The sequence below is a fragment of the Amycolatopsis sp. NPDC045836 genome (genome assembly GCF_056431745.1).
On sequence record NZ_JBWKKF010000025.1, the window covers coordinates 27,904 to 50,109 of the forward strand.

Here is a 22,206-nt window from a genome sequence, read left to right on the forward strand (position 1 = left end):
GTTCGCACTCTTGGTTTACTCGGTGGTCGAGGATCGGTGGCGCGGACGGGAGCGGGATGGCGGACTGGCGGGACGAGGCCGCCCGGGCGGTGGTCGTGGAGCTGGGGCACGCCAGGGACGGCGGGGGCTGGCAGGTGCTCGGCAAGGTGCGGCCGCTGGCCGGCGGCTGGTTCGCCGCCGACCTGCGGGGGCGGTGGATCGGTAGCGAGCACCTGGTGCGGCTCTGCGTCGCCGGGCGGGCGGGTGGGGTGTCCGTGCCGGTCGAGGCGCACAGCCTGCGTGCCGGGGTGTTGCGGGTGCGCGTCGCCGGGGTGCTGCCCGCCGGGTGTGATCGGGTGTGGGCCGAGGTCCGGTCGCCCCGGGAGCTGCGCCGGCGGGTGGCTGACGCGCTGGGCGCCGTCGAGGGGGCGCCGCTGGCCGATCGGCTCGCCGCCGGTGCCTTGGACGCCGTGCCCGGTGGTGAAGCGCCGGAGGAGTTCAACGCCGAGCAGCGGGAGGCGTACCGCGCGTGCGTGACGCCCGGCCTCCGCCTGGTGTGGGCGCCGCCGGGCACCGGGGCGACCCGGGTGCTGGCCAAGGCCGTCGAAGACCTGGCCGGAGCGGGCAAGAGCGTGCTGGTCCTGACCGCCGACGACGAGCTGACCGCGAAGTTCGCGCCGGAGCCGCCAGCCACCGAACCCGAGCTGACCGCCGTGCTCGACGACCTCGCCGAACTGGACCGGACCGTCGCCCGGATGTCCTTTGTGGACCAGCAGCTGGCCGGGTACGACCACGAGGAGTTCCAGGCGCTCGCCCGGCGCATCGAGCACGAGGCGCGCATCGGCGAGCTGGAAGGCGAACTGGCCGAGCTCACCGAAACGCACCGCGTGGCCACGGCCCGGCTGGAGGAGACCCAGGCGGCGCTGCGGGACGCCCGCGTCGCGCGCGGACAGGTCGAGTACCAGCGCGGCCGGCTGGAGAAGGCCGCCGAGCTGATCACCGAACTCGAACGCCTCACGCCCGAACGCGAGCTGTTCAAGGTGAAACCGGCCGATCGGCGCCTGCTCCACGAGCAGGCCCGCCTCGGCGAACTGATCGAGGAGCACCTCAGCGCCGCGCACCCGGTCACCGAGGCCGACATCCGGCGGCTCGACGAGCGCCTGGCCGTCGCCGAGCGGGCGCTGGACGAAGCCGCGCGGGTGGAGAGCGACGTGTACCTGCGGGTGATCGCGTTGCGGCGGCGCCTCCTCAAGGCGCGGGCCCAGGGTGCTGTGTCCGAAGAGGACAGGCAACGGCACGCCGACCAGACCCGCCGCGCGCTGGCCGAGCTGCACGCCGAACGCGAGGCGCTGCGGGCGGGCACCGAGGACCGCGCGGCCCGGCGGAAGCGGCTGGAGCAGCGGCTGGTGTGGCTGACCGAGCAGACCTTCCAGCGGCACCGGGAGGCCGAGGCGCAGCACCTCGCCGAAGCGCGGGTGGTGGTCACCGAGGCGATCCCGGACCGGGTGTTCGACGTCGTGCTGGTGGACCGGGCCGCCGCGACGCGCCTGGCCGACCTGCTGCTGGCGACGGCCAGGGCGAGCGAAACAGCCGTGTTGTTCGGCGACTTCCGCCAGTCCGGTCCGGACGTCCGGCCTGCGAAGCTGACCGAGACCCAGGTGGTGCGCACCTGGCTGGCCACCGACGTCTTCGCGCACTGCGGCATCGAAACCCCGGAGGAGGCGCAGCGCCGCTGCGTCGTGCTGCGGCGGCAGTACACCGGTGAACGCACCCTCGCCAACGCGGTCGCCTACGGCTTCCTCGACGGCGGTGAGAAGAGCGTGGAGGTGGTGCTGGTCGACACGCTGGCCCTGCCGGAACTGTGCCGCCCGCACCTGCGGGCCACCGGCTGGTCCCCGATCGACGGCCTGCTGGCCGGGCGGCTCACCGAGGTCCACGGCGGCCGGGACGAGACCTTCGCCCTGCTGACCGGCTACCCGCGTCGCCTCGGGGTGCAGCTGGCCGCGGTGCGGGACACCGACCCGGCGTTCTCGGCGACGGCGGGCACGCCCCGCGCGCTGGCCGGACGGAGGTTCGACGCCGTGGCGGTCGACCTGCTCAGCGCCACCGAGGCCACGCAGCGCACCCTGCTCACCGCCGGCGCGGCGGCCGCCGGCCGGCGCCTCTACCTGGTCACCGACCTGGGTGCGGTGAAAACCGCGCCGATCGGCAGCCCGCTGGGCGCGGTCAACGCGCTGCGCCTGCAGCAGGCCGTCGAGGTGCGGCAGGCGGCCGACCTGCTCGCCCCGGTGCCCACCACGGAAATCGCCCAGCACCTCGGGCGGGCGCGGGAATCGGTGTGGCTGTGGGCACCGTGGACCGAGCAGGAGGTGCCGGACCTGCTCTCCGCCATCTCCGTCGCCGTCGAACGCGGGGTGGACGTGCGGGCGGTGCTGCGGCCGGACGGCAATCCGCTGATCCGGGCGCTGCGCAGCCGCGGGGTCAAGGTGGTCCGGGCCCGCACGGCGCACCGCAAGATCGCGGTGCTCGACCGGCGCACCGTCCTCTTCGGCGCCACGCACCTGCCGGTGCAGGGCGAGCGCACCGAAGTGGTGGTCGTCCGCGAGGCACCGCGGTTCGCCAGGCGGTTGCTCGCGGACCTGCCCACCGAGGAGCAGCGGCACGAGGTGCCGGTGCCCGCACCCCGCACCGGCCGGAAGCGCGTTAACTCTTTCGGGGGAATCTGAGTTCGTTGCGGTCGATCTTGGCGTTGGCCGCCTCGTACAGGTCGACGCCCAGCACGTCGGCCAGCCGGACCAGGTAGAGCGTCACGTCGGCGATCTCGTCGAGCACGTTCGCCTCGAGGTCCGGATCGGACCGCCAGTCGGCCGCTTCCTCCGGGGTCAGCCACTGGAACAGCGAGGTCAGCTCACCCGTTTCGCCGGACAACGCCATCACCAGGTTCTTCGGGGTGTGGAACGGTTCCCAGTCACGCGCGTCGGCGAACTCGCGGAGCCGCCGGATCAGGTCTTCGAGGGTCACCGGCACTGCCTACCACGCCCGTCGTCACCCGCTCGAGTGCGTAACACCCCGAACCACCCGGCGATAAACGGAACCATCCGGGATCCCGCCCCCAGATCGCCGTCCGGAGGACCACCCCCATGCGCTCGTTCCGCCTCGCCGCCGGAGCCGTGTTGACCGGCACCACGTTGTTCGCCCTCGGCGCCGCTCCGGCGTTCGCCGGCGAACTGCCCGCCGGTCGCCAGCCGACCGAATCCTCCTCCCCGTCCAGCAGCACGCCGCCTTCGTCTTCGGTCAGCAAAACGACCAGCACCAGTGCGAAGGCGAAGGACAAGGACTGCGCCGATTTCGCCACCCAGGCCGACGCGCAGGCCGAGCTGGTGAAGGACCTCGGCGATCCGCACGACCTGGACGCCGATGACGACGGCTACGCCTGCGAATCGCACTTCGGGGAACCGTCCGGGCAGGTCAAGAAGACGCCTTCGGGCGGGGTCGACACCGGTGCCGGGGCGAGCGGCTCCGCGCTGGGCCCGCTCGCCGGGCTCGGTGGCCTGACCCTGCTCGGCGGCGGGGCCGCGGTGGTGCTCGCCGCCCGCCGCAGAGCCGGTCGCTGAGATGGACCGCACGCACTGGAAGATCGCCGGGGCCTGCGGTTCGGCGCTGGTGGTGGTCATCGCGGTCGGGGTGGTGCTGTTCGCGCTGCCGACCCCGGAGGAGCGGCCCGCGCCGTTCTCCGCGGTCACGCCGGTGGTGGAAACCCCGCTGCCCACCTCGGCCACCTCCACGCTGGCCGCCGCGCCCGCGCCGCCGAGCGTGCCGGAGGTGACCGCCGAACGCCTCGACGCGAAGGTGCTGCCGCCGGGGAAGCCCGGCTGGCTGGAGATCCCGGAAATCGGTGTCCACACCGGACAGATCGTCGACCTCGGCCTGCAGCCGGACGGTTCGCTGCAGGTGCCGGGGGACGCCGCGACCGCGGGCTGGTACGTGGAAGGGCCGACGCCGGGTGAGGTCGGGCCCGCGGTGATCGCCGGGCACGTGGACTACAACCACGTGCCCGGGGTGTTCTCGCGGCTGGCCGAACTCGCGGTCGGCACCCGGGTCACCGTGCACCGCGGCGACGGCATCAGCGCGGTGTTCACCGTCTACCGGGTCGAGCGGCACCCGAAGTCGGCGTTCCCGACGGCGGAGGTCTACGGCGACACCGCGTCGCCGGAACTGCGGTTGATCACCTGCGGTGGTGCCTTCGACCGCGATGCCCGCGAGTACGCGGACAACGTGATCGCCTTCGGCCGGTTCACCGAGGCCCTCCGGACGAAGCCGACTACGGCATTCCGGTGATCCTGGGCGATGCGTTCGGCCCAGTACCCGACAATGTGACCCGATGACTGCGCACCCCGATCCCCCCGGTCTGCTCGAGCACCTGTGCTCGCTGGACGTGCCCACCCTGGCCGCGCTGCTGCACGAGCAGGCCGAGCGCGATCCCGAGCTGGGGGAACGCCTGCGGGCGCGGGCGGTCGAGCTGGCCGACGCGCAGGGCACCGAGGGGGACGAGCACGGCATCGAGCCGGTGCTGGACACGTTGCAGCGGCTGCTCGACGCCGGGACGCGGGCCGATCTCGCGCCGCTGGCCAAGCGGGCGATGGACAAGATCGGCGACGCGTTCGCCAGGGGTGAGGACACCGCCGGGCAGCTCCGGCGGGCGGTGGCGCTGTACGCGCGGGCCTGCGTGGCGCACCCGCCGCCGCCGGAGGCGCTCGCCGACTGGATCCTCAGCGTCGCCTTCGACCGTCCCGGGTGGCCGGTGCTCGACCTGCGGGCGTTCGGGAAGTCGCTGGGGGAGAAGGGGCTCGCGCGGATAAAGTCCTTTGTAGACAAAGTGGCCGACGGGGACCCGCGGCGGTCGGCGGTCGCCGCGCGCCTGCGGGAGGAACTGGCCGAGCTCTCCGGTGACGTCGACGCGCTGGTGGCGATCCTGTCCGCGAAACCGCCCAGCCGCGAGGTGAACCTGCGCATCGTGCGGGTGCTGCGGGACGCCGGGCGGCACAGCGAAGCGATCGCGCACGCCGCGAAAGCGCTGGTGCGCGGCAAGGGGCCGGTGGTCCGGGCGCAGGTGAGCGAGCCCGCCGAAGCGCCGGTGCCGGTGCCGGTGCCGGTGCCGGACGAACCGAATCCGCCGGATCTCGAGGAATTGCTGGAAGCGGAAAAGTACGAAGAGGCTTGGGAGTTCACTCGTAGGAGTGATGCGTCGCTCGCGGATCGCTTGCGGGTGGCCGAATTCCACGAGCGCGAGCACCCGGCCGACGTGCTGCCGGTCTACCGCGACCACGTCGCCGAACTGATCGCCCGCGGCGACGCCGGGCACTACCGGCACGCGGCCAAGCAACTGCGGAAACTGCGCGGGTTGTACCGCCGGGCCGGGGTTTCCGGCGACTTCACCGAATACCTGGCGGAGCTGGTCGCCGAGCACAAGCGGAAAACCCGGTTGATCGCGGAAATCCGCAACGCGCGGATAGCGTTGCCGAAAGCCCAGCGCTGAGACTGTCGGTCCCGCGTGACACGATGACCGCATGAGCCCAGTGAGCCGTGGTCGCAAGAAGAAGCCCACCGGTGGCAAGAAGAAGCCACCGGCGCGTGCCGCGGTGGAAAACGCTGCGCACCGGCGGATCCTGGCCGAATTCGCGGCGTTGCCGCCGCAGCCGGACCTGCTCGAGGTGGAGCTGATGGCCTCCGCGGTGGCGGTCCCGCAGCTCGACCCGGAGGACGGGGGCGCGGCCGAGCAGGAACTGCTCGAGCTGATCGCCTACGCCCGCCGCAAATCCGGCCCCGGCGCGGCGAACCTGCTGGCCGGGTTGCGCAAGTTCGCCGTCGACGGTGAGACGGCGGACCGGGCCGACGCGGCGATGCGCGAGCTGATGGCCGCCGGCGTCGAGCCGCCGGCCTGGGCCGACCTGATCGGCTGGGCGAAACCGGGGGCGAGCTGGCTGCGGCGGGACCGGTTCGACGAGGAACACGTGCTGCTGTGCGTGTTCGAGCGGCCGGAGACCGCGGACCACGGGCTGTTGCTGGTGATCGGGCTCGGCGGGGAGATCGACGAGCTGGAGCTGGTCGAGAACCCCGAGGAGGTGCTCGCCGAGCTGCGGGCGAACCTGGACGAGGAAGCGAGCCTGCAGCGGATTTCCGGGGACGAGGCGCGGAAGCTGATTTCCGACGCCTACCTGCGCAGCCTGGTGCTGACCACCGAGCAGGCCGAGCTGGAGGGCCTGCTCGTCTCGCGGCAGCGGTTGCTCGGCGAGGTCCCGCCGGATCTGGAGGACGCGGAGGTCGACGTCGAGGCGGCGGCCGGGCGGTTCTTCGCGGCGCACCCCGACATCGAGGACGACGAAGAGAACCGCGAGCTGGTCGAGTGGCTGGTGGAGTTCGCCCGGCAGGTGGAGCCGCGCTGGGAGATGCACGTCGGGCCGGAGTTGCTGGAACTGCTGGCCGACGAACTGCCCGAGGACCTGTCACCGGAGCTGCTGGAGAGCTGGATCCGCTGGCGGGCCGCCGAGCGGGAGCTGTCCGAGGACGCCCTCGGTGAACTGCTCGAACTGGCGGCGGGCTTCTTCGAGGACCGCGATCCCTACACCGGCGACGCCGAGGACGCCGACGAGGACGAGCTGGCCGAGTTGCTGGAGCGGCGGCGGTTCGCGCTGCCCGAGGTGAGCACCACCATCGGTGACGAGGAGGTCGACCTCGACCCGGCCGACTTCGACGACCGGGTGCTGCTGGTGCTCGGCGAGCACCCCGAACTGCACGAAGCGGTGGCCAACGAGGAACTGGACCCGGCATCGGCCGAGTTGCTGGGCACCAAGGCGATGGTGGTGCACCAGTTGTGGGACGGTGATCCGCCCGAGGTGTGGGCGGCGGCGCGGGCGCTGCGGGCGCGGGGCGCCGATCGGCAGGCCGTGCTGGAACGGTTGCGGACGGTGTTGCTGGAAAACGCGCGGCCGGAAAGCGACGGCGCAATCGCACTGGATATCGAGAGCTATCGGCGAGCGCTGACCCGGCTCACCTGAGGGTCAGGATTCGCCGTTTTTGACCTTGCGTTCGCCCGCGGCGTCCTCGAAATCGACAAAAAATGCACCGGCGGCCATCACCAGCAGCACCGCGACTCCGAACATCGCGCCGACCCAGGTCATGATGGTGGTGAACACGGGCGCGCCCCCTCCCTGGTCAGGATGTGTATTTCCGACTCCAGGGTCGCTTCGGCGGGCGCTGCCCGGTATCGGCCAACCGGTTAGTGCACCTGCGAACACCTCGTCCGATCGGCCGATCGCCGAAGACTCGCCGAAGACTCGCCGAAGACACAGCGTCAGTTCGCGCCCGGGGAATCACCCACCGTTATCGGAAAACGGGGAAGTAGTTGCTGGTGTGCCGAATGTGCTTTCCGGGAAAACCGGCTGCGCTGGGCAGTCGGACACCCCGTCGCCCACCTCGGGAACCGGCAGCTCCTCGGCTGGTGACCCCTGCGGGACAGCGCTCACAGCTTTCGCAGGCGGACCCGGTTGATGGAGTGGTCGGCGTCCTTGCGCAGCACCAGGGTGGCCCTGGGACGGGTGGGCTTGATGTTGTCGATGAGGTTCGGTTCGTTGATGGTGTGCCACAGGTGCCGGGCTTCGGCGCGGGCCTCGTCGTCCGGGAGGCCGGCGAAGTGGTGGAAGTGCGAGGCCGGGTCGGCGAAGGCGGTGTGCCGCAGCTTCAGGAACCGCTCGACGTACCAGCGCTCGATGTCGTCGGTGTGCGCGTCGACGTAGATGGAGAAGTCGAACAGGTCGGAGACGGTCAGCCGCGGGCCGGGCTGGAGCACGTTCAGGCCCTCGATGATGAGGATGTCCGGCTGCTCCACCACCTGCTCCTGCCCGGGCAGGATGTCGTAGGCCAGGTGCGAGTAGACCGGCGCGCTGACCCGTTCGGCACCCGACTTGACCTCGGTGACGAAGCGCAGCAGGGCCCGCCGGTCGTAGCTCTCCGGAAAGCCCTTGCGGTGCATGATGCCGCGCCGCATCAGCTCCACCCGCGGGTAGAGGAAGCCGTCGGTGGTGACCAGGTCCACGCGCGGGTGGTCCGGCCAGCGGGCGAGCAGGGTGCGCAGGATGCGCGCGGTGGTCGACTTGCCGACCGCCACGCTGCCGGCGATGCCGATCACGAACGGCACCTTGGTGCCGCGGCAGTCCTCGCCGAGGAAGGTGGTGGTCGCCTCGTAGAGCCGCTGGCGGGCGGCGACCTGCAGGTTGATCAACCGCGACAGCGGCAGGTAGACCTCCGCCACCTCGGCCAGGTCGACCTGCTCCCCGAGCCCCCGCAGGCGCAGCAGCTCGTCCGCGGTCAGCGGCAGCGGAGTGGCTCTGCGCAGCTCCCGCCACTGCTCGCGGTGTAGCTCCACATAGGGGCTTAGCTCACGAACCCGTGGCATCCGCACTCCCCTCGGCGTCGAGGCCGGCTGCGCCGCATCAAATCGACGTGGGTGACAACGTCGATCTAACGGTAGGGCTTACCGAGGGCGATTGCGCTGTGACGAAGTCCACCCCGGGCGGGGTGTGGTCCGCCGAATGGCCGCTGAGCTGGGCGTCAGTGGGGGAAGACTTCCGCCCAGGCGGCGGAAACCTGCCGCGCGCACGTGTCCGGGGCCACGCCACCGACGCCGGTGCCGAGGCCGGGCATGGCGATCGTGCCCACCGCGTGCCGGACCTCACCGCCGTGCTCGAAGTGCCCGTCGCGCCACAACCGGAAGACCGCGCGGGCGGCCAGGAACGGGTGCACGGTGTCGGGCGGCAGGGCTTCCCCCGGCTCGCGCATGGTCGGCGCGCTGATCAGCCAGGCGGGGGCGGGCTCGCCGGTCGCCACCACCAGCGCCTCGCCGATCGGCAGCTCCCCGCCGTGGTAGGCGAGCACCGCACTGCGTACGCGCTGCTCGACCTCCGGGAAGGCCCGCGAGTAGACCGCGTCGATGCCGCCGCGCATCCAGCCGTGCGAGTTGGCCGGGCTGACCACGGCCTCGGCCGGCACGTCGAGCACCGACCCGCGGTGCACCCGGACCGGACCGTCCACTGTGTCCACCACCTGTGACCAGGCGCGGGCGAGGGGCTCGTCGACGGCACACAACACCAGTTCGGGTTTGCTCGCGGAGGAACTGGCTGGCGAACTCTGGCGGCCGGCGTGTGTGCCCGGATGTGCGGTCACGCCCACAGCATCGCAAAAAATGTCGGCACGCGTAACCGCCCGGCCTACCGGCTATGCGAGTGAAAGTGGGTGCGTAGCCTGGCGGGGTGTCTCGAATCGCCTATTTCGGCCCGCAGGGGACTTTCACCGAGCAGGCTGCCCGCACGCTGACCACCGACGAGGAACTGCTCCCGGTGGAAACCATTCCCGCGGCGCTCGCGGCGGTGCGCAAAGGGGAGGCCGACGCGGCCTGCGTCCCGGTGGAGAATTCGGTGGAGGGCCCGGTCACCGCGACCCTCGACGGCCTGGCCGAGCAGGAGCTGCTGGTCGCCGTCGCCGAAGCGCTGCTGCCGGTGCACTTCAGCGTGCTGGCCCGCGGTGAGGCCGCCGACGTCCGCACGGTGGCCAGCCACCCGCACGCGCTGGCGCAGGTGCGGCAGTGGCTGGAGGTGAACCTGCCGCACGCGCGGCCGGTGGCGTCCGCGTCCACCGCCGCCGCCGCGGTGGGGGTGCGGGACGGCGAGTTCGACGCGGCGGTGACCGCACCGGTGGCCGCCGAGCACTACCCGCTGAAGGTGCTGGCCACCGAGGTCGCCGACGTGCGCGACGCCAGGACCCGGTTCCTGCTGCTGCGGCCGCCGGGTGCGCTGCCCGAGCCGACCGGCGCGGACCGCACCTCGATCGTCGCCGCCGCGGCGAACCGCACCGGCACGCTGGCCGAGCTGCTCACCGAACTGGCCACCCGCGGCATCAACCTGACCCGGCTGGACGCCCGGCCGACCAAGGGGGGCTTCGGCGAATACCTGTTCTTCATGGACTTCGAGGGGCACATTTCGGAACCGCGCATCGGCGACGCGCTGGCCGCGCTGCGGCGGCGCTGCTCCGGCCTGCGCTTCCTCGGCTCGCACCCGAGGGCCGACCGCGTGGCCGCCACCATCCAGCCGGGCGCGGCGAACGACGATTTCACCGGAGCCGTGGACTGGGTGGCCGCGGTCCGGAGAGGAGAACTGGCGTGAAGCTGTACCTGGTCCGGCACGCGCAGAGCGAGGCGAACGTGCTCAGGACGCTGAACACCGCGCTGCCGGGGCCGCCGCTGACCGAACTCGGCCGGGACCAGGCCGAACAGCTGGCGGTCCGGTTGGCGGACGAGCCGGTGCGCGCGGTCTACGCCTCCTTCGCCACCCGCGCGCAGCAGACCGCGGCACCGGTGGCGGCGAAGTTCGGCCTCCGGGTGCAGCCGGTCGAAGGGGTCCAGGAGATCTTCGTCGGCGACCTGGAGGACCGGTCCGACCACGAGGCGTTGAAGGTGTTCGCCGGGGTCATGCACGCGTGGACGCAGGGCGACCTGGACGTGCCGCTGCCCGGCGGGGAGAGCGGCACGCAGGTGCGCACGCGCTACGAGAAGGCGGTCGCCGAACTGCGGGACCGGCACGAGGCCGCGGACGCCGACGGTGTGGTGGTGCTGGTCGGCCACGGTGGTTCGATCCGGCTGGCCGCCGAATGGCTGTGCGACAACGTGCGGCCCGAGCTGGCCGACGCCAGCCTGATCCCGAACACCGGCGTCGTGGTGCTGGAAGCGGTGGACGGCGGCTGGCACTGCCTGCGCTGGGTCGACACCGAGGTCTGAATCACCGCAGGTGAGCGGTGGGCCAGGGCTCCAGCCGGTACGCCGAGTCCCAGAACAGCCACTCGTACTCGCACGCCCGGGTGAACGCGGCGAACATGCTCGATCGGGTCCGCTCGTCAGCCGATGCGGCGGCCCGGTCCACCGCTCCGCGACAGCTGGTGACCGCGGCGGCGAACTCGTCGTCGGCGTAGGTGTCGATCCACGCCTGGTACGGGTTGTCCGCGCCCCGGTCCTGGTGCGCCACGATGTGCTCGCCGACGTGCTGGTAGATCCAGAAGCACGGCAGCAGCGCGGCGATCAGCTCCGGGTAGCCGCCCGACTGCGCCGTGGCGAGCAGGTACGAGGTGTAGGCCAGGCAGGTCGGCGAGGTCTCGATGGCGTCGAGGTCGGCCTCGCTCAACCCGAACTCCTGGAAGTAACCCTCGTGCAGCGCCCGTTCGACCACCACGGCCTCGCGGGCGGCACCGGCGAAGAAGCTGAGGTCCGCCGGGTCGGGCGCACGGGTGGCGGCCACCGCCAGCGCCCGGCCGAAGCCGATCAGGTACCGGGCGTCCTGGGCGAGGTAGAACTGGAACCGCTCACGCGAAAGGGTGCCCGCGGCCAGCTCCTCGTTGAACGGGTGGGCCAACACGGATTGCTGGAGTTTCGCCGTGCGCCGCCACGCTTCGTCACAGAATCCGGGCATGCGACCAACCTACCGGCGCAACCCGGCGTGTGGTTCGCACGTCTACTGGGTAGTCACCTGGTAACGGGGAGGCGAGACAAGATGAAAATACGCAACTGGGTCACCGTGACGACCTTCGCGACGCTGGGTCTCGGCTTGGCGGCCTGCGGTAGCCAAGCACCGCAGTCGGCCGCTCCGGCCGCGGACACCCCGAGCACGGCCGCGGCGACCTCGGAAACCACCACACCACCGCCCACCACCGAGACCGGCACGTCGGAACGCGAAGCTCCGCCGGCCGCCGGCGACGAGCTGTGCAAGGTCGGCGACCTGACCATCACCCTCGGCGATTCGGAAGGGGCCGCGGGCACCGTCTACCGGCAGCTGGAGTTCATCAACGCCGGTACGCGCACCTGCACCATCCAGGGCTTCCCGGGCGTCTCCTACGCCGCGGGCGGCGACGAGCACCAGGTCGGCCCGGCCGCCTTCCGCGAGGGCACCAAGGGGGAGCCGATCGAGCTGGCGCCGGGGCAGAAGGCCACCGCGGACGTCGGGTTCGTGCAGGTGGGCAACTACGACCCCGCCGCCTGCCAGCCGACGCAGGTGAGCGGCCTCAAGGTCTACCCGCCGCAGGAGACGGCCTACAAGATCGTGCCGTTCGAGGGCACCGGCTGCGCGAACGAGCAGATCCCCGGCAACCAGCTGACGGTGAAGACGATCACCGGCTAGGTCCGGTTGCAGATGGCGGTCGCCCGGTCGAGGTGCCGGCGGCCGCCGGCGTCGAAGTTGAGGCTGACCACCATGCGGTGCACCCCGTCGAGGTGGTCGGCGAGTGGTTCGTAGGCGGGCTGCTGCTCGGCCGCGGCCTCGGACAACGACTTCGCCGCGGCCAGCCGGTCCAGCGTGCCGGGGGCGAGGCTGCTGCCGCTGAGCCGTCCACCGACCGGTTCGGGCAGCTCGCCGATCCGCTCCAGCGCGGCGCAGGCCGCCCGCGCGTCGGCGGCGGCCCCGCTCCCCGAACCCGAGGCGGCCCAGAGCGTGCCGAGCACCGCGGCACCCAGCGCAAAGCCGATCGCGCCCGCCAGCACCTGCGCCCTGGACAGCTGGGCGGCGGTGCCCGGCTCGTCATCGCCCACGATGGGGTATTGGAGCACCCGCTGACCTGCGTGTACAGGCGTCCGGCCGGGTTGAGATCTTCCCGTGCCCGGGTCAGCCCTCGGTGAGCCGGACCGCAGGCATGCGCGTCAGCCCCGCTTCACCGGACAGTTCCAGGAACGCCACCGCTTCGCGGCCGTCGACGTCGATGGTGGCGATGGCGTTGCCGAAGTGCGGTCCGGACTCCCGCCGCCAGCTCAGCGGCAGCGGTGGCACCCCGGCGCGCCGCGCGAAGCGGCTCGCCACCTTCGCGGCCCACCGCCACCAGCCGACCGTGAACACCAGCCGCATGGGCCACGGCACCGAGTTGTGCAGCGGCGAGCAGACCACCTGGTGGACCGCCGCCGGCACGGCGGGGTCGTACCCGGCCTTGGCGATGTAGGCGTGGTGGACGTCACCGGAGAGCACCGAGATCGACGCCGGTCCCCGCTCGGCCCGGCCGGTGCGGGTGATCAGCTCGGACAGCCGGTCGAAGGACTGGCGGAAGGCCGACCAGTGCTCGAGGTCGGCGGCCTGGCGCAGCCATTCGGCGGCTCTGCCGCGCCAGCCGGGGCGGCGGCAGGCGGCCTCGTTGGCGGACTGCACGTGCGCCAGCGAATGGGGGAGCAGCCACGGCAGCGAAGTGCCGATCAGCAGGTGGTCGAACTCACCCTCGGCGTTGCGCTCGATCCACTGGAACTCCTCCTCGTCGACCATCGACCGTTCCTCGTGGCAGACCACCCGGCCGGCCCTGGTGTCGATCACCAGCAACCGCACCGGGCCGAAGTCACGCCGGTAGGACCACCGGGCGCCCTTCTGGCCGTCGGCCTCCTTGTCGGCTTCCTCGGCGAACTCCTTCAGCGCCGGCAGGTTGTCCACCCCGGATTTGACGACCTGCTGGAACATCGGCTCCTCGGCCAGTTCCTGCGGGGAGAGGTTGCCGATGTGCTGGTAGATCCAGTACGAGGCGAGCCCGCCCTGGATGCGCTCGGGCCACCAGTCCTTCTCGGCCATCTGCTCGCGCCAGGTGTGCGAGGTGTTCCAGTCGTCCCGCACGTCGTGGTCGTCGAAGATCATCGACGTCGGCACGGTGGACAGCAGCCAGCGCAGCCACTCGTCGCTCCACGCCTCGTGGTACAGCCGCGCGTACTCCTCGAAGTTGGCCACCTCGGTGCCCGGCGGCTCGCTGGTGTCGCGCTGGGTCTTCAGCCACTCCTGCATCTGCGGGGTGGTCTCGTCGGCGTAGACCTGGTCTCCCAGCAGCAGCAACGATTCCGGCCATTCGGACTCGTCCTGCTCGGCCATCCGGCGGGCGTAGGCGATCAGCGCGTCGTACCCGATCGACGGCATCTCCCGCGGTTTGCGGCAGGAACCGAAGACGATCCGGAAGCGGGTGTCCTCTTCGGACAGCGTGCGGATCCGGCTGGGCGGGCGGGTGTAGCCGGCCGGTGGCCAGACCACCTCGTCGTTCAGCCGCACCTGGTACGGGGTGGTGGTGCCCGGTTCGAGCCCGGTCAGCACCACGAGCGCGTAGTGCCTGCCGCCCGCCTCGAAGGTCGGGGTGCTGGTGCCGAGCACGCCCACCGTGCACGGACCGTCGGTCTCCACCCAGATGGTGGCGGAATCTTCGTTCACGTGCCGCAGTTGTGGGCCAAGCACCAACTCGGTCATCTTCTCGTCCGCTCCTCACCGGATCGCCGGAAACGCGTCGCACTGCGCGGCGGTTTCCCACGTTCGCCGCAAACGATGCCTCGGCCGCGGCGCGCGTGCCAGCCCCCCGGTTCCCCCGCCTCCTGTACACCGTCCAATTCGGACGATCGGTGGCTACGGGTACTGGGTCGGCTTGGTCGGCCGTTCGGCGTAGTCCGGTTCACGGGCGGCGATCACCTCGGGGTCGCAGAGCTCGCGCAGCACGGCGAAACCCTGCGGGCTGCCGGTCCAGTGGTGGTGGATCGGCGCCATGCCGACCTGGCGGGCGATCGAGCGCAGCGCCGCGGTGGCCAGGATGGCGTCGTCCCGCCTGCCGACCGCGGGCACGAAGTCGGGCACCAGGTCGATCGGCGAGGCGAGGTAGGCGAACACCAGGCTGATCCGGACCCGCACCCCGGCGGGCTGGCTCTTGTCCGCGGCCATCCGGCGCAGCAGCCGGAGCACGTCGGGCAGCAACCGCACCGCCTCGGGCAGCAGGCCGCCCTTCGGCCGCCACACCACCAGCGCGAGCAGCAGGGCCGGCCACAGCAGCAACAGGCCGAGCACCAGGCCGAACACCGTGTCGATCCAGAAAATGCCGGTCATGTCCCCCATTGTCCCGGATGCGGACGGGTGCGGTCATCGGGCAGATCCCCTAGGTGGAACCGCTCAGCCCCAGCCGAGTTCGTGCAGGCGGGCGTCGTCGATGCCGAAGTGGTGGGCGATCTCGTGCACCACGGTGACCAGCACCTCTTCGACCACCTCGGCCTCCGACGAGCACATCGCCAGCAGTGGTTGCCGGTAGATCGAGATGCGGTCGGGCAGCACCCCGCCGTAGTCGGAGGTGCGCTCGGTCAGCGCGATCCCGTGGTAGAGCCCCAGGATGTCCGGTTCGTCGGGGTTGTACTCCTCGACGAGCACCACCACGTTGTCCATCGCGGCGGCGAACTGCGGCGGTACCTCGTCCAGTGCTTCGGCGACCAGTTCCTCGAACCTGGCGAGCGTCATTTCGACCGGCATCAGTTCCCCGGCGGGGGTTGTGGCTGGTCCGGCGGCTGCGGCGATTCGGCGCCCGACGGCGGGACCTGCTCGTGGTTGTCCGACGGCGGCTCGTTGCCGGCGTTCGGGTCGGCGGGCACCGCGGAGGTCGGCGGCGGCTCCGGGGTGGCGGCGGAGGTCTTCGGCGCCTGGCCGTCGCTGTGCAGGCTGCCGGTCACCGGGGCCAGGCCGCTGCCGTCCTCCAGCTTCGCGCCGACCTTGCAGTTGACCTTGGTCGACCCGGCTTCCCAGCTCTCCGCCTCACGCAGGTCCCAGGTCAGGATCAGCTTCTTCTCGGTCAGGTCGGTGCCGCCGGTGTACTCCTCGGCGATCCGGCTGCACTCGGTGTCCAGCCAGGTCTTCTGGTCGTCCTCGGACGGCACCTCGTCGCCGTCGAACTTGTCGGCCAGGTCCAGCAGGCCGATGATCTCGTAGGCGTGCGGCTGGGCGCAGTCGATCGGGTCGCCGACGGTCTTGCCGGTCAGCGCCAGGCAGGTGCCGACCTGCCAGACGTTGGACTGGTCCTCCTCGGCCGCGGTCCCGGTCAGCTTCTGCAGCTGCCCGCCGGGCGCGGCCCACTGGAGACCGCAGCGCAACTGGCGGTCACCTTCGGCCCACTCCTCGTCACTGGGGTGGAGGACGCCGACGGACAGCTTGCCGACCGGGTCCAGCGGCTTCTTCAGGTACGTCTCGGCGGTCTCGGCGCACCGCTCCTGCCCCAGCTGCCGCCACTGCGCCAGGTCCGGCGACGGCACGCCGGGCGGGAACTGCGGCGCCACGTCGATCACGCCGATCACCTCGAACAGGTGCGGTTGCTCACAGCCGACCTTCTTCGCGTCGCTCGCGTCCGGGAGTTCCCAGTTCAGGCAGCTGCCGGGCGGGGAGTGGAACGCCTCGCGCGCGGCCAGTTCGGCCTCCGAGCGGCCACCGCCGCCACCACCGGTGATGTCGTCGTTGCCCCAGGAGAACAGCACGTTGAGCGAGAGCGCGACGACAGCGCCCAGCGACACCCCGGCCATGAGCAGCCAGGTGCGCAGGCGCTCGATCCGGGAACGGAACCGTTCCGATTCTGCAGACATCTACTCCATGATGCCTGCGTCCCGCGGATGCGCCAGCATTCGGGTGACTAGTGTGGGCGGTGCGAAGTGCGGTTGGCCAGCGGTTACGGAGCGCTCGATGACGGAGAACACACCTGGAGGGGCGCAGCCCCCCGACCAGCAGCCCAAGCGCGGTTCCATGCGCTTCCAGGACGCGGAGACCACCACCCCCCGCGAACCCACCCTGGCCGAGCAGCGGGCGCGCAGGCAGGCGCTCGCCGAACAGCGTGACCGGGAGATCGCCGAGCAGCAGGCGCGGGCCGAGGCCGAGCGCAAGGCTTCCACCAAGCGGAAGGTGCTGATCGGCAGCGGGGTCACCGTCGGCCTGGTCGGCATGGTGGCCGCCTGGTACATCGCGGCGACGCCGGACGAGGTCACCGCGACCTGCGTCACCGCGGACGGCACCGTGGTGGACAACGACGACTACTGCGACGAGAACTACGCACGCAGCCACGGCGGGTACTACAGCGGCGGGTTCATGTTCATCCCGATCCCCGGCGGCGGTTACAACCAGTACCACTACAACTACGGTGGGACCGGCGCCCCGGGCCAGAAGATCAGCGGCGGCTCGTACACCGCGCCGTCCAACGCCAACGTGACCACCAAGTCCGGCAAGTCCGTGCAGCGCGGTGGTTTCGGCATCAGCAACTCGAGCAACGGCAAGAGCGGGGGCTCCTGACTTGCACAGGGAAACCAGCACGCCCCGGCGGAACTGGCAGCGCACCGTCGAGGAGCAGGGGCTGGTCTTCGGCACGCCCGCGCGGTACGGCAGCGGCCAGTCACGCCCCTACTGGGACGAGTCGGTGCACTACGTGCTGCCGATGGACGAGGTGCTCTCGGTCGAGGCCGACGTCGAACTGCTGCACTCGATGTGCCTGGAAGCGGTGGACAACGTGGTGCTCACCGAGCGCTACCGCGACTTCGGCATCCCGGAGTGGGTGTGGCCGCACATCGCCGAGTCGTGGAAGCGCCGGGACCCGCACGTCTACGGCCGGTTCGACCTGCGGTACGACGGCAAGAGCCCGGCCAAGCTGCTGGAGTACAACGCCGACACCCCGACCTCGCTGCTCGAGGCCGCGGTGGTCCAGTGGTACTGGAAGACCGAGGTCTTCCCGGACGACGACCAGTGGAACTCCATCCACGAGAAGCTGGTCGAGCGCTGGGGCCAGGTCGGTGACCTGCTGCCGTCGAAGGAGCTGCACTTCAGCTGGTCCACCGCCGACCCCACCGGCGAGGACCACATCACCACCTCCTACCTGCAGGAAACCGCCGCCGAAGCGGGCCTGGACACGGTCGGCCTGGCGATCGAGGAGATCGGCTGGGACCCGGTGCTCAAGCGGTTCGTCGACCTCGAAGAGGCGCCGATGAACACCGTGGTGAAGCTCTACCCGTGGGAATGGGTGGTCGAGGAGGAGTTCGGCCGGTACGCGGTGGAGTCGCTGCCGCGCACGCTGTGGGTCGAACCGCTGTGGAAGATGCTGCTGTCGAACAAGGCGCTGCTGGCGATCCTCTGGGAGAACTACCCGGGGCACCCCAACCTGCTGCCCGCGTTCAACGACGACCCCGGCCTGCTCACCGAGTACGTGCGCAAGCCGAAGCTCGGCCGCGAGGGCGCCAACGTGCAGATCGTGGCCACCGGCTACGAGACCCAGACCGGCGGCGTCTACGGCGCGGAGGGTTACGTCTACCAGGCGTTCGACCCGCTGCCCGAGTTCGACGGCTACCGCCCGGCGCTGGGCGCGTGGGTGGTCGGCGACCAGGCGGCCGGGCTCGGCATCCGCGAAACCGCGGGCCTGGTCACCGACGACGGCGCCGCGTTCATCCCCCACCGCATCCCCGAGTAGAGCGCGAATCGGGTGATCGGGCACAATCCGCGCTGATCACCCGCCCTAGCACCTGGGAGTACCAGTGACGACTCTCGCCCTGTCCGAGACCTTCGGCTCGGACCTGGTCCGCGGCATCGGCGCCATCCTGCTCTACGGCGTGATCGGCCTGCTGCTGATGCTCATCGGTTTCTACGCCATCGACTGGACCACCCCGGGCAAGCTGTCCGACCTGGTCCGCCGCGGGCTGCCGAACGCCGTCATCGTCACCGCCTCCGGGCTGCTGTCGATGGCGTTCATCGTGGTGGTGGCGATCTTCAACTCGGCGAGCGACCTGACCGAGGGCCTGATCACCTCGCTGGTCTACGGCCTGCTCGGCATCGTGGTCCAGGTGCTGGCGGTGCGCCTGCTGGAGTGGGCCACCCGGATCGACGTCGGCTCCACCATCGAGAGCGAGAAGTTCGCCCCGGCCAGCGTCGTGGTGGCCGCCGCGCACCTCGCGCTCGGCCTGGTGGTGGCCGTCGGCATCAGCTGAAAACGGGCGCCGCCGTCCACTAGCGTGGGAGGCGTGCGCCTGCTGAGGACACCGGACGACCGGTTCACGGACCTGCCCGACTTCGACTTCCCCGTCTTCTACGCGGACCTGGACGACCCCGCCGGTGGCATCGTCAGAATGGCCTACGTCGAGGCGGGTCCGCCGGACGGTCCGCCGGTGCTCCTGCTGCACGGCGAGCCCACCTGGTCGTTCCTCTACCGCAAGGTGCTGCCGGTGCTGGCCGACGCCGGTATCCGGGCGATCGCGCCGGACCTGGTCGGCTTCGGCCGGTCCGACAAGCCGGTCGACATCGTCGACCACACCTACGCCCGGCACGTGGAGTGGGTGCGCTCGCTCGTGTTCGACGCGCTCGACCTGCGGCACGTGGTCCTCGTCGGGCAGGACTGGGGCGGGCTGATCGGCCTGCGCCTGGCCGCGGAGAACCTCGGCCGGGTGGCCGGGGTGGTGGCCGCGAACACCGGCCTGCCCACCGGTGACCAGGACATGCCGGAGCCGTGGCACGCCTTCCGCCGGGCGATGGAAACCGCGCCGATCATGGACATCGCCCGGTTCGTCCAGGCCGGGACCCGGACGGAGCTGACCGAGGCCGAGCGCGCCGCCTACGACGCGCCGTTCCCCAACGAGATGTACAAGGCCGGTCCGCGTGCCATGCCGGGCCTGGTGCCGATCACCCCGGACAACCCGGCGAGCGCGGCGAACCGGCTGGCGCTGGCCACGCTGAGCACCGCCGACCTGCCGATCCTGTCCGCCTTCTCCGACGGCGACCCGATCACCGCCGCCTGGGAACCCGAGGTGCGCAAGCTGCGGGGCGCGGCCGGGCTGGACCACCCGACCATCCGCGGGGCCGGGCACTTCCTCCAGGAGGACGCCGGCGCCGAACTGGGGCGGGTGGTGGCGGGCTTCGTCGCCGGGCCTGCGACTACCCTCACCTCTCGTGATTGACCCCAGGACACTCCGCGAAGACCCGGAAGCCGTGCGTGCCTCGCAGCGCGCCCGTGGTGAGGACGAGGGCGTGGTCGGCAAACTGCTCGACCTCGACGCCCGCCGCCGGTCCGCGATCGCGGGTGCCGACTCCCTGCGCGCCGAGCAGAAGCAGCTCGGCAAGCAGATCGGCAGGGCGAAGGGCGACGAGCGCGACGCGTTGCTGGCCCGGGGCAAGGAGCTGGCCGCGCAGGTGAAGGCCGCCGAAGCCGAGCAGGCGCAGTCCTCGGAGGAGTTCGAGGAGCTGCACCGGCTGGTGCCGAACGTGGTGCACCCCGACGCACCGGTGGGCGGCGAAGACGACTTCACCGTGCTCAAGCACGTCGGCACGCCGCGGGAGTTCGACTTCGACGTCAAGGACCACCTGGAGCTGTGCGAAGGGCTCGACGCGCTCGACATGGAGCGCGGCGCGAAGGTGTCCGGTTCGCGGTTCTACTTCCTCAAGGGCATCGGCGCGCAGCTGCAGCTGGCGCTGCTGAACATGGCGTCGGCGCAGGCGGCGGAGAACGGCTTCACGCTGATGATCACCCCGGTGCTGGTGCGCCCGGAGATCATGGCGGGCACCGGGTTCCTCGGCGCGCACTCGTCGGAGGTCTACCGGCTGCGCGACGACGACCTGTACCTGGTCGGCACCTCGGAGGTCTCGCTCGCCGGGTACCACGCCGACGAGATCCTGGACCTGTCGAACGGCCCGGCGCGCTACGCCGGCTGGTCGTCCTGCTTCCGCCGCGAAGCGGGGTCGTACGGCAAGGACACCCGCGGCATCATCCGCGTGCACCAGTTCGACAAGGTGGAGATGTTCACCTACTGCCGTCCCGAGGACGCGGAGGCCGAACACGGCAGGCTGCTCGACTGGGAGGAGCAGATGCTGGCCAAGATCGAGGTGCCGTACCGGGTGATCGACACCGCCACCGGCGACCTCGGCACCTCGGCGGCGCGGAAGTTCGACTGCGAGGCGTGGGTGCCGTCGCAGCGGGCGTACCGCGAGCTGACCTCGACCTCGAACTGCACCACGTTCCAGGCGCGGCGCCTCGGCGTGCGCTACCGCGACGAGAACGGCAGGCCGCAGACCGCCGCCACGCTCAACGGCACGCTGGCCACCACCCGGTGGCTGGTGGCGATCCTGGAGAACCACCAGCAGCCGGACGGTTCGGTGCGCGTGCCCGAGGCCCTTCGCCCCTATTTGGGCGGCCGCGAGGTGCTGACCCCAGTACGGTGAGCGCATGCTCCGCCGGACCGCCCTGCTCGCCGCGTTGCTGCTGACCGCCTGCACCAGCCAGGTCGGCGGCAACGCGCGGCCGGCGCAGGACGGCCCGGTGCGCACCGGGGTCGCCGCGCTCCAGCCGTGTGAGCTCTTCACCGCCGAGCAGCTGGCGTTCCTGGAGCTGACCGAGCCCGTGTACACCCCGGCCGAGGTGCGGCGCAAGATCCCGCACGGCTGCCGGTGGACGGTCGACGGCGGCGGCGGTCTCGACGTCGGCATCAGCACCCCGGAGATCACCGTGCGCGAGTACCTGGCGGGCACGTCGGCGACCGGTTCGTTCGAGGCGGGCGGCCTGCCGTGGCAGGTGTACCAGGGCGTCGTCCTGGACTCGCTGTGCGACCTGGTGGTCGAGTTCCCGGACGGCCACTGGGTGCGGATCGGCAGCAGCGACTTCTCCGGTTCGGGGGACCCGTGCGCGGTGGCGAAGCTGGCCGCGCCGTTCGTCGCCGGGAAGCTGCCGGGTGGCCAGCCCGCGCCGCCGCCACCGCAGAAGCAGCCGTCGCCGCTGCTCGGGAAGGACCCGTGCGCCACGCTCACCACGGCCGAAGCCGAGCAGATCGGCCTGCTGGCGTCCAGCGTGAAGCCGTTCGAGGCGGGCGAGACCGGCGACGGCTGCCAGTGGTCACCCGCCGACGAGAGCGGGGGCCGGGAGGACATCACCGTCACCTTCCAGCACGACCAGTCGGTGGCGGAGTCGGCGGGGGACGAGCAGCCGGACGCCGAAGAGGACCTGGGTGGCCGACCGTGGCAGGTCTACGACAAACCGGCGGACATCGACGGCATGTGCCGCGTGGTGACCGCGACCTCGGAGACGTCGCACGTGGCGATCATGTCGAGCAACTTCGTCGCCGCGGATCGGACGTGCGAGCTGGCCAGGGCCGCCGCACCGCTGGTCGCGCCGAAACTGCCCCGGTCGTGAAGGCGCTCGCCGGAGCCGGTCGCCGACGACCCCGGTGCCCTGCTCACCCCCGAGCACGTGCAGCGGCTGGACCTGAAGCCCGGCGTGGGCGAGAAGGCGAACCCGAAGCTGATGCTGCCGCCGAGCCCGCTGTCCGGGGGCAGCGAGCTCGACCTGCTGGTGGTGATGGTCGCACCGGACCGCACGGCGGAGGAACTGGACTACCGTGACTCGGTCTCGGCTCCGCCGAGCCGGTGAGGT

Annotated in this window: 25 protein-coding genes; 15 read left to right on the plus strand and 10 right to left on the minus strand. The window is 71.5% G+C overall.

Annotation, left to right across the window (positions count from 1 at the left end; genetic code table 11):
- Nucleotides 1-56 precede the first annotated feature (56 nt).
- Nucleotides 57-2,705 carry an AAA domain-containing protein gene (locus tag AC07EG_RS33900; protein WP_478257328.1) on the plus strand — a complete coding sequence of 883 codons (2,649 nt, stop codon included), beginning with the start codon at nt 57-59 and terminating at the stop codon, nt 2,703-2,705.
- On the opposite strand, the gene AC07EG_RS33905 is transcribed toward AC07EG_RS33900, so the two are convergent.
- A complete protein-coding gene (locus AC07EG_RS33905) occupies nt 2,683-3,000 on the minus strand; it encodes a nucleotide pyrophosphohydrolase (protein WP_478257329.1) in 318 nt (105 codons plus the stop codon). The two genes, AC07EG_RS33900 and AC07EG_RS33905, sit on opposite strands and share 23 nt — an antisense overlap.
- A 119-nt stretch (nt 3,001-3,119) precedes the next feature.
- Between AC07EG_RS33905 and AC07EG_RS33910 the strand changes: the two genes are divergently transcribed.
- The 4 genes from AC07EG_RS33910 to AC07EG_RS33925 are packed head-to-tail and all read left to right on the plus strand — an operon-like array spanning nt 3,120 to nt 7,034.
- Entirely contained in the window at nt 3,120-3,593 is a 474-nt protein-coding gene (locus AC07EG_RS33910; protein ID WP_478257330.1) for an excalibur calcium-binding domain-containing protein, read from the plus strand.
- Nucleotide 3,594: 1 nt separating this feature from the next.
- Nucleotides 3,595-4,317 carry a class F sortase gene (locus AC07EG_RS33915; RefSeq protein ID WP_478257331.1) on the plus strand — a complete coding sequence of 241 codons (723 nt, stop codon included), beginning with the start codon at nt 3,595-3,597 and terminating at the stop codon, nt 4,315-4,317.
- Between the two features lie 43 nt (nt 4,318-4,360).
- Nucleotides 4,361-5,515 carry a hypothetical protein gene (locus AC07EG_RS33920; RefSeq protein ID WP_478257332.1) on the plus strand — a complete coding sequence of 385 codons (1,155 nt, stop codon included), beginning with the start codon at nt 4,361-4,363 and terminating at the stop codon, nt 5,513-5,515.
- A gap of 31 nt (nt 5,516-5,546) precedes the next feature.
- Nucleotides 5,547-7,034 carry a hypothetical protein gene (locus AC07EG_RS33925; protein WP_478257333.1) on the plus strand — a complete coding sequence of 496 codons (1,488 nt, stop codon included), beginning with the start codon at nt 5,547-5,549 and terminating at the stop codon, nt 7,032-7,034.
- Between the two features lie 3 nt (nt 7,035-7,037).
- Here AC07EG_RS33925 and AC07EG_RS33930 read toward each other — a convergent pair whose 3' ends face one another.
- The 3 genes from AC07EG_RS33930 to AC07EG_RS33940 all read right to left on the minus strand — a co-directional run bounded on the left by AC07EG_RS33930 (nt 7,038) and on the right by AC07EG_RS33940 (nt 9,198).
- Nucleotides 7,038-7,172 carry a hypothetical protein gene (locus tag AC07EG_RS33930; RefSeq protein ID WP_478257334.1) on the minus strand — a complete coding sequence of 45 codons (135 nt, stop codon included), beginning with the start codon at nt 7,170-7,172 and terminating at the stop codon, nt 7,038-7,040.
- 326 nt (nt 7,173-7,498) lie between these two features.
- Nucleotides 7,499-8,431: a type I pantothenate kinase gene (gene coaA, locus AC07EG_RS33935; RefSeq protein WP_478257335.1), complete on the minus strand. Its 933-nt coding sequence runs from the start codon at nt 8,429-8,431 to the stop codon at nt 7,499-7,501.
- 155 nt (nt 8,432-8,586) lie between these two features.
- Nucleotides 8,587-9,198: a macro domain-containing protein gene (locus AC07EG_RS33940; RefSeq protein ID WP_478257336.1), complete on the minus strand. Its 612-nt coding sequence runs from the start codon at nt 9,196-9,198 to the stop codon at nt 8,587-8,589.
- A gap of 86 nt (nt 9,199-9,284) precedes the next feature.
- Between AC07EG_RS33940 and pheA the strand changes: the two genes are divergently transcribed.
- A complete protein-coding gene (gene pheA / locus AC07EG_RS33945) occupies nt 9,285-10,193 on the plus strand; it encodes a prephenate dehydratase (protein WP_478257337.1) in 909 nt (302 codons plus the stop codon).
- Nucleotides 10,190-10,804 carry a histidine phosphatase family protein gene (locus tag AC07EG_RS33950; protein ID WP_478257338.1) on the plus strand — a complete coding sequence of 205 codons (615 nt, stop codon included), beginning with the start codon at nt 10,190-10,192 and terminating at the stop codon, nt 10,802-10,804. Before pheA ends, AC07EG_RS33950 begins: the two co-directional genes overlap by 4 nt.
- Nucleotide 10,805: 1 nt before the next feature.
- On the opposite strand, the gene tenA is transcribed toward AC07EG_RS33950, so the two are convergent.
- Nucleotides 10,806-11,489, minus strand: coding sequence for a thiaminase II (gene tenA, locus AC07EG_RS33955; protein WP_478257339.1), 684 nt, complete (start codon nt 11,487-11,489; stop codon nt 10,806-10,808).
- Nucleotides 11,490-11,570: 81 nt separating this feature from the next.
- On the opposite strand from tenA, the gene AC07EG_RS33960 reads away from it, so the two are divergent.
- A complete protein-coding gene (locus tag AC07EG_RS33960) occupies nt 11,571-12,194 on the plus strand; it encodes a DUF4232 domain-containing protein (RefSeq protein ID WP_478257340.1) in 624 nt (207 codons plus the stop codon).
- On the opposite strand, the gene AC07EG_RS33965 is transcribed toward AC07EG_RS33960, so the two are convergent.
- The 5 genes from AC07EG_RS33965 to AC07EG_RS33985 form a co-directional block, all read right to left on the minus strand.
- On the minus strand, nt 12,191-12,601 hold the full coding sequence (locus tag AC07EG_RS33965) for a hypothetical protein (RefSeq protein ID WP_478257341.1): 411 nt from the start codon (nt 12,599-12,601) through the stop codon (nt 12,191-12,193). The genes AC07EG_RS33960 and AC07EG_RS33965 overlap by 4 nt on opposite strands.
- Nucleotides 12,602-12,674: 73 nt before the next feature.
- Nucleotides 12,675-14,270 carry an alkaline phosphatase D family protein gene (locus AC07EG_RS33970; RefSeq protein WP_478257342.1) on the minus strand — a complete coding sequence of 532 codons (1,596 nt, stop codon included), beginning with the start codon at nt 14,268-14,270 and terminating at the stop codon, nt 12,675-12,677.
- Nucleotides 14,271-14,423: 153 nt separating this feature from the next.
- Entirely contained in the window at nt 14,424-14,894 is a 471-nt protein-coding gene (locus tag AC07EG_RS33975) for a YkvA family protein (protein ID WP_478257343.1), read from the minus strand.
- A 63-nt stretch (nt 14,895-14,957) separates the two neighbouring features.
- Entirely contained in the window at nt 14,958-15,308 is a 351-nt protein-coding gene (locus AC07EG_RS33980; protein WP_478257344.1) for a metallopeptidase family protein, read from the minus strand.
- On the minus strand, nt 15,308-16,405 hold the full coding sequence (locus tag AC07EG_RS33985) for a septum formation family protein (protein ID WP_478257345.1): 1,098 nt from the start codon (nt 16,403-16,405) through the stop codon (nt 15,308-15,310). Before AC07EG_RS33985 ends, AC07EG_RS33980 begins: the two co-directional genes overlap by 1 nt.
- A gap of 97 nt (nt 16,406-16,502) precedes the next feature.
- Between AC07EG_RS33985 and AC07EG_RS33990 the strand changes: the two genes are divergently transcribed.
- The 7 genes from AC07EG_RS33990 (at nt 16,503) to AC07EG_RS34020 (ending at nt 22,203) form a co-directional block, all read left to right on the plus strand.
- The gene (locus AC07EG_RS33990) at nt 16,503-17,102 is read left to right on the plus strand and encodes a hypothetical protein (protein WP_478257346.1); all 600 of its coding nucleotides are present in this window, start codon (nt 16,503-16,505) and stop codon (nt 17,100-17,102) included.
- Between the two features lies 1 nt (nt 17,103).
- Nucleotides 17,104-18,267 carry a glutathionylspermidine synthase family protein gene (locus tag AC07EG_RS33995; protein ID WP_478257347.1) on the plus strand — a complete coding sequence of 388 codons (1,164 nt, stop codon included), beginning with the start codon at nt 17,104-17,106 and terminating at the stop codon, nt 18,265-18,267.
- A 64-nt stretch (nt 18,268-18,331) separates the two neighbouring features.
- A complete protein-coding gene (locus tag AC07EG_RS34000; RefSeq protein WP_153036696.1) occupies nt 18,332-18,781 on the plus strand; it encodes a DUF350 domain-containing protein in 450 nt (149 codons plus the stop codon).
- A 33-nt stretch (nt 18,782-18,814) separates the two neighbouring features.
- Entirely contained in the window at nt 18,815-19,744 is a 930-nt protein-coding gene (locus tag AC07EG_RS34005; protein ID WP_478257348.1) for a haloalkane dehalogenase, read from the plus strand.
- A complete protein-coding gene (gene serS / locus AC07EG_RS34010) occupies nt 19,737-21,002 on the plus strand; it encodes a serine--tRNA ligase (protein ID WP_478257349.1) in 1,266 nt (421 codons plus the stop codon). The genes AC07EG_RS34005 and serS overlap by 8 nt, the downstream gene beginning before the upstream one ends.
- 4 nt (nt 21,003-21,006) lie before the next feature.
- Nucleotides 21,007-21,966, plus strand: a complete 960-nt coding sequence (locus tag AC07EG_RS34015) for a DUF3558 family protein (RefSeq protein ID WP_478257350.1) — start codon at nt 21,007-21,009, stop codon at nt 21,964-21,966.
- Between the two features lie 57 nt (nt 21,967-22,023).
- Nucleotides 22,024-22,203, plus strand: coding sequence for a hypothetical protein (locus tag AC07EG_RS34020; protein WP_478257351.1), 180 nt, complete (start codon nt 22,024-22,026; stop codon nt 22,201-22,203).
- The last annotated feature ends 3 nt before the right edge of the window (nt 22,204-22,206 follow it).

What these genes read in the sequence shown, in the direction of transcription:
- AC07EG_RS33920 (WP_478257332.1), top strand. Translation starts at nt 4,361, where the DNA reads ATGACTGCGCACCCCGATCCCCCCGGTCTGCTCGAGCACCTGTGCTCG.
- AC07EG_RS33915 (WP_478257331.1), top strand. Translation starts at nt 3,595, where the DNA reads ATGGACCGCACGCACTGGAAGATCGCCGGGGCCTGCGGTTCGGCGCTG.
- AC07EG_RS33970 (WP_478257342.1), bottom strand. Translation starts at nt 14,270, where the DNA reads ATGACCGAGTTGGTGCTTGGCCCACAACTGCGGCACGTGAACGAAGAT.
- AC07EG_RS33900 (WP_478257328.1), top strand. Translation starts at nt 57, where the DNA reads ATGGCGGACTGGCGGGACGAGGCCGCCCGGGCGGTGGTCGTGGAGCTG.
- AC07EG_RS33980 (WP_478257344.1), bottom strand. Translation starts at nt 15,308, where the DNA reads ATGCCGGTCGAAATGACGCTCGCCAGGTTCGAGGAACTGGTCGCCGAA.
- AC07EG_RS33910 (WP_478257330.1), top strand. Translation starts at nt 3,120, where the DNA reads ATGCGCTCGTTCCGCCTCGCCGCCGGAGCCGTGTTGACCGGCACCACG.
- AC07EG_RS33925 (WP_478257333.1), top strand. Translation starts at nt 5,547, where the DNA reads ATGAGCCCAGTGAGCCGTGGTCGCAAGAAGAAGCCCACCGGTGGCAAG.
- AC07EG_RS34015 (WP_478257350.1), top strand. Translation starts at nt 21,007, where the DNA reads ATGCTCCGCCGGACCGCCCTGCTCGCCGCGTTGCTGCTGACCGCCTGC.
- AC07EG_RS33990 (WP_478257346.1), top strand. Translation starts at nt 16,503, where the DNA reads ATGACGGAGAACACACCTGGAGGGGCGCAGCCCCCCGACCAGCAGCCC.
- AC07EG_RS33960 (WP_478257340.1), top strand. Translation starts at nt 11,571, where the DNA reads ATGAAAATACGCAACTGGGTCACCGTGACGACCTTCGCGACGCTGGGT.
- AC07EG_RS33985 (WP_478257345.1), bottom strand. Translation starts at nt 16,405, where the DNA reads ATGTCTGCAGAATCGGAACGGTTCCGTTCCCGGATCGAGCGCCTGCGC.
- tenA (WP_478257339.1), bottom strand. Translation starts at nt 11,489, where the DNA reads ATGCCCGGATTCTGTGACGAAGCGTGGCGGCGCACGGCGAAACTCCAG.
- AC07EG_RS33975 (WP_478257343.1), bottom strand. Translation starts at nt 14,894, where the DNA reads ATGACCGGCATTTTCTGGATCGACACGGTGTTCGGCCTGGTGCTCGGC.
- coaA (WP_478257335.1), bottom strand. Translation starts at nt 8,431, where the DNA reads ATGCCACGGGTTCGTGAGCTAAGCCCCTATGTGGAGCTACACCGCGAG.